This is a genomic window from Fredinandcohnia onubensis (assembly GCF_002734285.1).
Lineage (GTDB): Bacteria > Bacillota > Bacilli > Bacillales > Bacillaceae_L > Ferdinandcohnia > Ferdinandcohnia onubensis_A.
In genome coordinates this window covers 56,803-67,769 of record NZ_NSEA01000006.1, presented here as the reverse complement: position 1 = coordinate 67,769, position 10,967 = coordinate 56,803, and the positions used below count along the sequence as shown (strand labels likewise).

Sequence of the window (10,967 nt, the reverse complement as noted above, 5' to 3'; positions counted from 1 at the left end):
TGTGTTCAGTTTTCAAAGAACTTTTTTAACTTGCCGCTCTTAAGCGACCTTCTTAATATAGCATGTTGAACATTTGGAGTCAACACTTTTTTAAAACTTTTTTTAAAATGTTTATCGTCAGCGACGACGTTTATTAATATATCATCGTCTGATTCTCATGTCAATAATCTTTATAAAAAAAATAATAAATAATAAAAGAGGACCATATTGGCATTATATAATCCTCTTTGCCCTTCAATCTAACCCTTATTACTGTTTACTTTCTTTGAGCGAATATACCTGCTGCACTCTGTTGGATCAGCAATTCTTTTAAATAATCGAAATAAGATCTGATATCTTTCTTCCATTGCTCGTTTTACTATATGGTCTATTCGCGAATCTTCTACATCAAACAATATTTCGTCCATCTCTCTTTTTAGAAGGTATTCTAATTCTTTAACTTCTACCTGATCAACTAATAATCCAATCATAGCTTCACCTCATGTTTGTTGTAATTCTAGTTATTACCAGATTTAGATATTTTATGAATTGATTTTCCGAAGATATTTGCACATAAATTTGGAAGACAAGCATATTATTTAGACAGAAGATTCTTTGGACAAGGAGGATAAATATGAATTTTTTCTACATCCTGAGTAGCAAGAGGATTAAGCAAACATTAATTATTCTTTTCGCTTCATTATTTACCGCCACTATCTTTTATATAGAAAAAGGCAATATTGCTCCTGTTTTTTCAACTGAAAATGGACCACGTGTGATTTATACAGGAGAAAAAAGCGAAAAGACAGTTGCACTTACTTTTAATATTAGTTGGGGAGACACAAAGGCCTTGCCGATAATTGATACCTTAAAAAGTTCAGGTGTGACCAATGCGACCTTTTTCCTATCCGCTTCGTGGGCTGAGCGGCACCCGCAAATTGTTGAACGGATTGTGAAGGATGGGCACCAAATTGGCATTAAGGGGTATGATTATAAAAACTATACAGAATTAGAGGATGCCCAAATTAAAAAGGATGTCTATAAGGCCCAAGATGCATTTAAGAAAATGGGTGTCAAAACTATTTCCTTCTTTAGAACACCTGATGGAAATTTTGACTCTAGGGTAGTGAAGGTCTTGGATTCTCTTGGGTATACCCTCATCCACTGGAGTATTGATTCAAATGATTGGAACAATCCTGGTGTAGATAAAATTACAAGCAATGTTATAGACAAGGTAAAAAGCGGAGACATTATCTTATTCCACGCTTCAGATTCAGCTAAGCAGACAGCCGAAGCACTCCCTGGAGTATTAAAAGGCATTAAAGGTAAAGGACTGTCATTTGTAACAGTAAGTGACATGCTCAATAATGCGGATGTAAAAAGTGAAGTTGTCGAATGAATTGTAACAAAAAAGCTGATCATAGGATCAGCTTTTTTGTTTCGTTATTTTTGGAAGTATTAATAATTGATAAGCATTGCAAATTAAAAGAGGGAAAATCATTAAGTACAGCCAACTCTCATCATTTGCTCTAATCGCCGGTACCCATTCAATTACTGTAACAACAAACATAAAGAATGCAGCTGGAATGAACGCCTTACGGTTTGTCTGTTTGCTTTTAAAGTATGCAATGATTAAAGAAAAAACGAATATCCCGACAGGAACCCATACATATGAGGAGATACTCTCACCCTCTGTTGCAAATACCTGAAAACGAAAATAAATTAAGTCAAATAATACAAAAGCTATTAAGACAACTTGAGCAGGACTCCATGCACCTTTAAACAGTCCTTGTCCAATTCGGTGAACAGATAAATAGGCAAAGAAACCCATTTGGCTAATAATACTAAAAATAAATCCAACACCGATGAGCCAAAATATTACCATAAGTATTTCGACAAAATCCGATGCAAAAAATAACTCTTTATATTCACTCCATTTAACAGCAAATCCGGTAATGATTGTACTTATTGCACCTATTAGTAAAGTAGACAGGAACAACCTTACCCAATTTCGACTTTTCACGACAAAATCCCCTCGCTCTTATTATTCACCATATGATTGTACCAAAGTGTCGGGGATAAATGCCAGTTTCTCACCATGCAATCAGTGAATATTTTTTAACAAAAAAAGCATATTAACAAGTAAGGATCCCTTATGAAAGGAGCTTATAAATGAGAAAATGGATGTCGCTCCTCCTCATTTTTAGTTTTCTATTAGCAATAGTTGGGTGTGCCCCAGCGAATGTTGAACAAAATCGAATGGATTATGAAGAAACGAAGAAAATGGTTGTCGATATATTGAAAACCGATGACGGTAAAAAGGCAGTTGAGGAACTCATGCGAGATGAAAAGATTAAGCAGCATCTCGTCATGGACCAAGTCGTTGTAAAAGATGCCATCCGTGAAACCCTTACCTCTGAGAACGGGGTTGAATTTTGGAAAAAGACGTTTGAGGATACGAAGTTTGTAGAAGACTTTGCAAAGAGTATGCAAACGGAGCACGAAAAGCTCATTAAAGACTTAATGAAGGATCCCGACTATCAAAAAATGATGATGGACATCTTGAAAAATCCTGAGATGGAAGAACAACTAATGGATGTTCTGAAAAGCCAGGAATACAGGAAACATCTTCAAACAGTCATCAGTGAAACACTTGAAAGCCCATTATATAAAGCTAAAATTGAAGATATTCTCATTAAAGCTGCAGAGGATATGCAAAAAGAGGAAAAAGCGAAAAAAGATGAAGGAGAAGGAAGCGGAAATAGCTAATTCTCCTTCCCATATAAAAGAACCCCTGAAATTCAGGAGGTTCTTTTTAATTTATATTGCATCAATTACTCGTTTTGCAATTTCGTTATAGATTTTTCCAGTTGGATGACTTTCGTCATAAACTGATGGCGCAAAGTCTTCATCATTCCAATCAGGCTGACCTAATGGAATTTTCCCTAGTAAGGATGTTTGAAGATCTTCCGCAAGTTTCTCCCCGCCGCCTTTACCAAACACATATTCCTTTTCGCCGGTTACTCTGCTTTCAAAATAAGACATATTTTCAATGACACCAAGAACTTCGTGTTCTGTACGTAGAGCCATCGCACCCGCTCTCGCTGCTACAAATGCAGCTGTAGGATGTGGTGTTGTCACAATAATTTCTTTACAATGAGGAAGCATAGTATGAACATCTAGTGCTACATCACCTGTACCAGGCGGTAAATCTAGAACTAAGTAATCTAGATCTCCCCATTCGACTTCATTAAAGAAGTTATTTAACATTTTTCCGAGCATTGGACCACGCCAAATAACGGGTGAATTGTCTTCCACAAAGAAGCCCATTGAAATAACTTTTACCCCTTTTCTTTCAACAGGGATAATCTTTTCGCCACGAACGACAGGGCGCTTTGTAATTCCCATCATATCTGGAACACTGAATCCGTAAATATCTGCATCAATAATTCCAACCTTTTTCCCTAGCCTAGCTAAAGACACAGCTAAGTTTACAGAAACAGTAGATTTACCTACACCGCCCTTACCACTTGCAACCGCAATAAAGGTAGTTTGATTTACTGGAGATAATAAAGGAGCTGATTCCCCTTCCGCTGATTCAGTCTTAAATTTCGCAAGTTCCTCTGGTGATAAGTCAGTAAAACGAAGGCCTACCGATTCTGCTCCCGCCTGTTTCAAGGCATTTACAATTGTAGATTGAAGCTGTAGTTGTTCACCAGTACCAGTCTTTGATAAAGCAACTTTTACGCTTACATGTTTCTTTTCTTCTTTTATTTTAATCTCTTGGATTGCATTCGTTTCTTCGAATGTTCTATGTAAGAATGGATCTTGCAGTTGATTTAATACTTCTCTCACTTGTTGCTCAGTTAACATAAAAACACCACCTAATACTGTATTCGGTTTCACTCCACCTACATTATATCATACCTGTCCCAAATTACAGTGTGAGGAGTGTCATACCTACATAAAAATACCCACACTTATTCAGGTGGGTTTGATTCGTTGGAGAAATATCGGTTTATACCAGTATAAATGGAGGCTGCGACCTTGTCTTGGTATTTATCTTGAACTAATAGTGCTTTTTCCTCCGGATTTGATAGGAATCCTACCTCTACAAGAGCACCAGGTTTTTTCGCACTTTTTAATAAATAAACACCATTGATCGCTTTTGCTTGTCGTGTTGTATTTCCGAGATTGTTTCGAAGCTCATCTTGAATAAATTTGGCTACTGCTTCATTTTCCTTGTAGGTACTAAAATAAAAGGTTTGCGCGCCTCTCCAACGAGGAGATGGAATGGCATTTAAATGAATACTAATAAATAAATCCCCATCAGATTCATTAATGGTTTGAACCCGTTTCTTCAAATCCTCTGTCTTTCGTTTACTGTACCCTCTCATTCCTTCAGGGGCTAAATCTGTATCTTCTTCACGTATCATTTGTACAAAAGCACCCTGTTGCTGTAAGTAGTCACGGAGCTTTTTGGAGATTTCTAGGGCAATGTCTTTTTCTTGCACAGCCCCGTTATCGGCGCCCCCATCTGGGCCACCGTGTCCAGGGTCTATAATAATGACCTTCCCTGATAAGGGTAAACTCCACGGGTCCCAAACATCTTTATCCATAAATCGATATTGTATAAATAAAAATAAAACAACAGCTCCTAAAAGGATACCAGTAATTTTAAGTTTCTTATTCATCATTTACCTCCTGCATGTCCCTATGTGTAAATATATGGGACAAGGAGAGTATATATGATTAAAAATTCTAATGCAATTTTAGCCGGTGTCTTTTTTCTCCTTTCTGGAAACCTTCCGTCCACCAATAGGTCACATAGTGCTCACATGCATAGTAAAGAGACTCATTGACAAAGCCTTGGTCGCCAATATGCCCCCAATAGCAAATGAACTCGTATAACGCATCAATTAGATTCTTTTCAAATCGGTAACAGCGCATCCGTACTTCTTCTACAGATTCTCCATAATAACCAAATTTGCTATATTTAGCACCAAGTAGGTATGATTCTATTGCAACATCAATACATCCTTCTTCAATTGCACTACCAAGTATGGAATCCATTCTAAAAAAGCTACCAAATGAGTCCACGACATTCTTCTTTAATTCTTCTAATGAGAGCTCACGCAGCATTTTCCGTTCATACTTGATTTGCTTCTCTTTCCGTTTTTCCTTGAAGGTTGTAATTACATTCATCGTATAAGAAACCCCCTTTGACAGATAGTTTCCTACTGCATCCGTTTAAACATGCGCTAAACACAAACTACCTTAACTTCCAAAATAAACTATGAATACATGTTAAAGGCCCTCAATCTTATGATTTGAGAGCCTTCTTTTCTATATATCGGATGTCTTTAGACTTTCTTGCCCTTCCACTGACGGACTTTCTTTTTGTTTTCCAACCAATCTTGCTACCTGCCAGCCAATGACCATATGGACTATACCCATGATGAGAAACAACAAGTAATCCCCGATTGGTTCCGGAAGTAAGAGATCGACGACCAACCACATACCTGCTGATGAAGCACCAATAAAAGCACCGAGCATTGATTTTTGGATTCGACTCATTTTCCACCTACCCTTTCAATTTTATGTACATTCTTAACTAATCATATGTAGCCAGTTTGCTCGAAATAACTTGAATTTTGACGAAAGGTTGTCCAATATGGGCATTTCCAAATACGGACCATTATTTCTCTAATCAGCATTTACATCGTTATAAATCTCATCCAAAAGTCGTAGAAAAATTCAAGCTTTTTTACGAAGAAGGAATTTCCAGGAATCGGTATGCTTAAACCATCGATAACGAAAAGGAGAGATAATAAATGAAAAATAAAGTTGTAATGATTACTGGTGCTTCAAAAGGTTTAGGTAGAGCACTGACATTAGCATTTGCCAAGGAAGGAGCAAAGCTTGCAATTTGTGCGAGGACAGAAAATGCTCTATTAAAAGTCAAGCAAGAAGCAGAGAGTTTAGGTGCAAAAGTACTTGCAGTTACCGCTGATGTTTCCCGCTCCAGAGATGTAGATCGATTCGTTTCAATAACTGAGGAGGCTTATGGACAGATTGATGTTTTGATTAATAATGCCTCTATGTTAGGCCCTAGCCCAATGCCACTACTTCTTGATTATCCTGAAGAAGACTTTGCTGAAGTATTAAGGGTAAATGCGGTCTCAACCTTTCTAGTTACAAAAAGGGTTTGCTTAGGAATGCTGGAACGTAACCAAGGTTCCATTATCAATGTTACTTCCGAGGCTGGTCACATTGGTTATGCAGGCTGGGGAGCGTATGGAGTTTCAAAGTTCGCTGTTGAAGGCATTACCCAAACATGGGCCGATGAATTAAGCGAGACCGGAATTCAAATTAATATGGTCGACCCTGGTGAAATGGACACTGACATGCACAGACTCGCTGTTCCAGATTGCGATTATCCGTTAGCAAAACCTGAAGAAGTAGTTGATATATTCTTATATTTAGCATCTGACCGAGCAAAAGGCATAAATGGCAAACGATTTTCAGCACAATTTGAGGAGGAGGTGTAGGACATGGTAGACAAGACTCTAGATTTTTACCTTCCAAATGAATTAAATGCTTCCCTTCCCCCTGAAGAGCGTGGTATCAGAAGAGATCACGTTCGGATGATGATGCTTGACCGGAATTACGGTAAGATCCAACATGACCTTTTCTTTCATTTACCTGAATATCTACAGCCAGGAGATCTTGTTATTTTAAATAACAGTCGCACCATACCAGCCGTTTTCCATGCAAAGCGACTAAGTAACGGAAGTATTGGAACCAAAGTCGAAGTCCGTCTGGCCAGACGTCTTACGGAGGATACATGGGAGGCACTCATTGTTCAGGATTATACAAATATTGGCGACACCTTCATATTTGCACCTGAGCTCTCGGCAATGGTAATTGGTATAAAGGAGAATACGCCATTAGCTATATTGAAGTTTGCTAAGAAGGGCCCCGACCTATTAAATATGTTCTATCGTCTCGGAGAACCTGTGCGTTATGAATATATCAATCATCCCTGGGATTTGGACTATTATCAAACGGTTTTCGCAAGCCATCCTGGTTCGGTCGAGATGCCCTCAGCTGGTAGAGCCTTTAGCTGGGAACTGTTATTTATACTAATGCGAAAAGGCATTCAGGTTGATTTTATTCAACTTCATACTGGACTCAGTTATTTGCTTGATGACAAGTGGCACCAAACCCCAGAAGAAAACGAAGAAGAATACCATATATCTGAACAAACCAAACAAAGAATCCTTGAGACAAAAGCTGCCGGTAAAAGAGTTATAGCAGTAGGAACGACTGTAGTTCGAGCACTTGAGACTTTTGCGATATCGGGTGCACTTTCAGGGGTAACAAATTTATATATCAATGAACACTTTCCTTTACGAATTGCTGACGGAATCATAACCGGATTACATGAGCCAAAGGCTAGCCATCTCGATATGCTTTCTGCCTTTATTTCTAAACAGCATCTGCTCCAGGCATACGACCATGCCATCGATGCCGGTTATTTATGGCATGAATTCGGTGATATGAATCTGATTATATAATTGGAGGTTTAGCTATGAAGCTTCATCATGTTGGAGTTAATGTAAGTCATCTTAGAAATTCTATTGAATTCTTTAAAAGTGAATTTGGTTTTGAGATAGAATCACATTTTATATTCATGGAAGAAGAAATTGTATTTTTAACTTTAGATGATTTTCGAATTGAGTTAGTCTCCAGTAATGAAGAAAACCAGGAAAACATTCATATTTGTTTTGAGGTCAATAATCTTATTGATGTAATGGCCCGATGTAAAACACTTCGGAAAATGGAAGGTCCCTATGAACTTGATAATGGGTGGCAAACAGCCTTTTATGAAGGACCTAATCAAGAAATAGTAGAATTTTTGCAGGTTTCAAGTGCTAACGGTAAACTTATTAAATAAACCAGAGTCTGAAAATTATAAATACGATATAATGGAAGCAGATACTTCGTGGCGGAGGGAGAAACCATGTCAGGTAAGGATAGATACCAACAACTCAATATATTAAAAGAAATAGCTGAGCTTTTAAACGAAGGAACAGACACAAAAGACGTATTGAAGGTTGTCCTGAAAAAACTTCTTCAAGTAACAGGCCTTCAAACAGGTTGGATATTTTTAATAGATGACGATGGCACACATCATCTAATTGCTGACGAAGCCCTACCGCCCGCTTTAGCCATTGATCATAAGCGACGGATGTGCCAAGGTAAGTGCTGGTGTGTAAACAAATACAATAATCAACAACTCCATAAAGCAACAAATATTATCGAATGTAAACGAATTGAAGATGCTCTTGATGAGGAGGCCGGAGAAACAGATGGTCTGACTCATCACGCCACTGTCCCGCTCCGTGCTGGCCATGAACGGTTTGGGATCTTAAATGTGGGGGCTCCAAACAAAACAAACTTTGAGAAAAATGAACTCGCCTTGCTGGAAGCAGTAGCCTACCAAGTCGGAACTGCATTGAAAAGAATTAAACTTACTCAACGTGAGCAAAAGACAGCACTCGTTGCTGAACGAAACCGTTTAGCACGGGACCTTCACGACTCCGTTAATCAACTCCTTTTTTCATTAAGTCTTACCGCTAGGGCTGGGGTTGAAATGACAGAAAGCAACGAAGTCAAACAAACATTTACCTATATACAAGATATGGCCCAAGAGGCTCTTGGTGAAATGAGAGCGTTAATCTGGCAGTTACGGCCAGAGGGACTTGAAAATGGTCTCGTTAGTGCCTTACGAAGCTATGCAGAAATGTTAGGTCTTTCTATCGGTACAAAACTAACAGGCGCAGCCAACCTACCCGGAAAAGTAGAGGAATCCTTGTGGCGCATTGGGCAGGAGGCTCTAGCCAATTGTAAAAAGCATTCACAGACAACTGAAGTAGATTTAGAATTACAAGCCTCTGAAACTGGTGTAAAAATGAATATTAGGGATAAGGGATGTGGCTTCCACTATGAAGGAAATTCTGAAATACTCTCGTTGGGGTTACGAAATATGAAAATAAGGACTGAAAGCTTAAACGGGACTTTTGCTTTACAAAGTAAGCCGGGAATTGGAACAGAAATAGAGGTCCAGATCCCGTTTTAGGGGGATATGTAAGTGAGTATACGAATATTAGTAGTAGACGACCATCATGTCGTTAGGCGCGGCCTCGTTTTTTTCCTACGTACACAAAAAGACATGATGATTGTCGGAGAAGCTGCAAATGGAGAAGAGGCCATTAAACAAGCAAAATCATTAAAACCGGATTTAATTCTTATGGACTTGGTTATGCCAGAGATGGACGGTATCCAGGCAACAAGAGTAATCAAAATGGAACAACCTCACATCAAAATCATGATGTTGACGAGCTTTTCTGATCAAGACCACGTCATACCTGCCTTAGAAGCTGGAGCGTCTGGATACCAATTAAAAGACATTGAACCTGATGACCTTGTCTCCTCAATTAAAAGAATCATGGGTGGTGAAAACCAACTTCACCCAAAAGCAACTTCACACCTCCTGGCCAATTTATCTTCTAACAAGAAACAGTCGAAAGATGTATTTGAGGAATTGACAAAAAGGGAAGTAGAAGTGTTAAAGGAAATTGCCAAAGGAAAAAGCAATAAGGAAATCGCAAGTTCCTTATTCATCACTGAAAAAACAGTCAAAACCCATGTTTCAAACCTGTTGGCAAAACTCGAATTAACTGACCGGACACAAGCAGCGCTATATGCAGTCAAAAACCAGTTAGTTGACTAAAGCGAACGAATTTATAATTACTCAAAAAAAGACTCCCAGCTGATAGTTGAGAGTCTTAAATGATAAACAAAAGATTAACCAATGAAATTAAGTAGGGCATCGGATTATTTCCCCTTTAAACGAGGGGTATCCTTTAACTCCTGAATCGTTGCAGCACCGATTCCGAACATTGACATTCGAAGTTCCATCTCACGAATTTTCATTACTTCAACAACATCTTCCACACTTTGGGTCGCTTCTTTCAGGATAGAACGTCCGAATCCGACAAGATCGGCTCCCAATGCGATGACTTTGGCACCGTCTAGACCCGTCTGCATTCCACCACTAGCAATCAATGGACGTTCTCCAATCTCACCTCGAACCAATTTGATTGATTCCACCGTCGGAATCCCCCATTCGCTAAATGCTTCAGCAGCAACCCGCCGAATTGGGTCATTAGATCGGAACTTTTCAACCTGGCTCCATGAAGTCCCACCGGCTCCTGCAACATCAATAAATGCAACTCCTGCATCAATTAACTTTCTAGCTATTTGATCGTCAATTCCCCATCCGACTTCTTTAACCCCGACAGGAACCTCCAGTGTTTTGCATAGTTGTTCAATCTTCTTTAGTAACCCTTTAAAATTCGTATCTCCATTATCTTGAATCACTTCCTGTATACTGTTCAAATGAAGAACAAGCATATCCGCATCGGTCATCTCGATAATTCGCCTGCATTCCTCGGCTCCATAGCCGAAATTTAACTGAACCGCTCCTAAGTTAGCTATAATCGGAATGCTTGGTGCATATTGCCTCACCTGAAAAGAGGAAGCATGTCCGTCGCTGTCGAGTAGGGCTCGAGTTGATCCAAGTGCTAGAGCCCAACCCCTTTCCTCAGCAGCTATAGCCAAGTTTCGGTTAATCTCCTCCGCAAGGCCTGTCCCACCCGTCATCGAACTGATGAGAAACGGAGTTTGGCATTCAAAGTCAAGGAATGTGGTTTTAATAGAGATTTCATCAAAATCAATTTCAGGGAGTGCATTATGAACGAACACAAGTCTCTCTAAACCTGTTGAAATTGATTCTCCTGTAACTTTTTCGTTCAGAGTAATTTGAATATGTTGAGATTTTCTTTGCTCAATTGAGTTAGCCATCACTTACACCTGCCCTTATTCTAAATTCACACATTCATGTTACGTACAGCAGACAC

General features: G+C 39.0%; 14 protein-coding genes. 7 read left to right on the top strand and 7 right to left on the bottom strand.

The annotated features are described in order from the left end of the window. Positions 1 to 239 precede the first annotated feature (239 nt). Positions 240 to 470, bottom strand: coding sequence for a hypothetical protein (locus CKJ95_RS07465; protein ID WP_099352782.1), 231 nt, complete (start codon positions 468 to 470; stop codon positions 240 to 242). 143 nt (positions 471 to 613) lie between these two features. Between CKJ95_RS07465 and pdaB the strand changes: the two genes are divergently transcribed. Continuing rightward, positions 614 to 1,378, top strand: coding sequence for a polysaccharide deacetylase family sporulation protein PdaB (gene pdaB / locus CKJ95_RS07460; protein ID WP_099352781.1), 765 nt, complete (start codon positions 614 to 616; stop codon positions 1,376 to 1,378). A gap of 27 nt (positions 1,379 to 1,405) precedes the next feature. On the opposite strand, the gene CKJ95_RS07455 is transcribed toward pdaB, so the two are convergent. Then, on the bottom strand, positions 1,406 to 2,002 hold the full coding sequence (locus CKJ95_RS07455) for a KinB-signaling pathway activation protein (protein ID WP_099352780.1): 597 nt from the start codon (positions 2,000 to 2,002) through the stop codon (positions 1,406 to 1,408). A gap of 149 nt (positions 2,003 to 2,151) precedes the next feature. Between CKJ95_RS07455 and gerD the strand changes: the two genes are divergently transcribed. Further along, the gene (gerD, locus tag CKJ95_RS07450; RefSeq protein WP_099352779.1) at positions 2,152 to 2,748 is read left to right on the top strand and encodes a spore germination lipoprotein GerD; all 597 of its coding nucleotides are present in this window, start codon (positions 2,152 to 2,154) and stop codon (positions 2,746 to 2,748) included. Between the two features lie 51 nt (positions 2,749 to 2,799). Here gerD and CKJ95_RS07445 read toward each other — a convergent pair whose 3' ends face one another. The 4 genes from CKJ95_RS07445 to CKJ95_RS07430 all read right to left on the bottom strand — a co-directional run bounded on the left by CKJ95_RS07445 (position 2,800) and on the right by CKJ95_RS07430 (position 5,556). Further along, positions 2,800 to 3,852, bottom strand: coding sequence for an Mrp/NBP35 family ATP-binding protein (locus CKJ95_RS07445; RefSeq protein WP_099352778.1), 1,053 nt, complete (start codon positions 3,850 to 3,852; stop codon positions 2,800 to 2,802). Positions 3,853 to 3,959: 107 nt separating this feature from the next. After that, complete coding sequence (gene cwlD, locus CKJ95_RS07440; RefSeq protein WP_099352777.1) at positions 3,960 to 4,673, bottom strand: N-acetylmuramoyl-L-alanine amidase CwlD; 714 nt, start codon at positions 4,671 to 4,673, stop codon at positions 3,960 to 3,962. A gap of 67 nt (positions 4,674 to 4,740) precedes the next feature. Beyond that, positions 4,741 to 5,184, bottom strand: a complete 444-nt coding sequence (locus CKJ95_RS07435) for a YbaK family protein (protein ID WP_099352776.1) — start codon at positions 5,182 to 5,184, stop codon at positions 4,741 to 4,743. Between the two features lie 141 nt (positions 5,185 to 5,325). Further along, positions 5,326 to 5,556: a hypothetical protein gene (locus CKJ95_RS07430; protein WP_099352775.1), complete on the bottom strand. Its 231-nt coding sequence runs from the start codon at positions 5,554 to 5,556 to the stop codon at positions 5,326 to 5,328. Positions 5,557 to 5,813: 257 nt separating this feature from the next. Between CKJ95_RS07430 and CKJ95_RS07425 the strand changes: the two genes are divergently transcribed. The 5 genes from CKJ95_RS07425 (at position 5,814) to CKJ95_RS07405 (ending at position 9,778) form a co-directional block, all read left to right on the top strand. Next, entirely contained in the window at positions 5,814 to 6,530 is a 717-nt protein-coding gene (locus CKJ95_RS07425; RefSeq protein WP_099352774.1) for an SDR family NAD(P)-dependent oxidoreductase, read from the top strand. 3 nt (positions 6,531 to 6,533) lie between these two features. Next, positions 6,534 to 7,559, top strand: coding sequence for an S-adenosylmethionine:tRNA ribosyltransferase-isomerase (locus tag CKJ95_RS07420; protein ID WP_099352773.1), 1,026 nt, complete (start codon positions 6,534 to 6,536; stop codon positions 7,557 to 7,559). 14 nt (positions 7,560 to 7,573) lie between these two features. Continuing rightward, positions 7,574 to 7,939 carry a VOC family protein gene (locus CKJ95_RS07415; RefSeq protein WP_099352772.1) on the top strand — a complete coding sequence of 122 codons (366 nt, stop codon included), beginning with the start codon at positions 7,574 to 7,576 and terminating at the stop codon, positions 7,937 to 7,939. A 66-nt stretch (positions 7,940 to 8,005) separates the two neighbouring features. Then, a complete protein-coding gene (locus CKJ95_RS07410; protein ID WP_099352771.1) occupies positions 8,006 to 9,124 on the top strand; it encodes a GAF domain-containing sensor histidine kinase in 1,119 nt (372 codons plus the stop codon). A 12-nt stretch (positions 9,125 to 9,136) separates the two neighbouring features. Beyond that, complete coding sequence (locus CKJ95_RS07405) at positions 9,137 to 9,778, top strand: response regulator (protein ID WP_099352770.1); 642 nt, start codon at positions 9,137 to 9,139, stop codon at positions 9,776 to 9,778. 104 nt (positions 9,779 to 9,882) lie between these two features. On the opposite strand, the gene fni is transcribed toward CKJ95_RS07405, so the two are convergent. Continuing rightward, a complete protein-coding gene (gene fni / locus CKJ95_RS07400; RefSeq protein ID WP_099352769.1) occupies positions 9,883 to 10,911 on the bottom strand; it encodes a type 2 isopentenyl-diphosphate Delta-isomerase in 1,029 nt (342 codons plus the stop codon). Positions 10,912 to 10,967 lie beyond the last annotated feature (56 nt).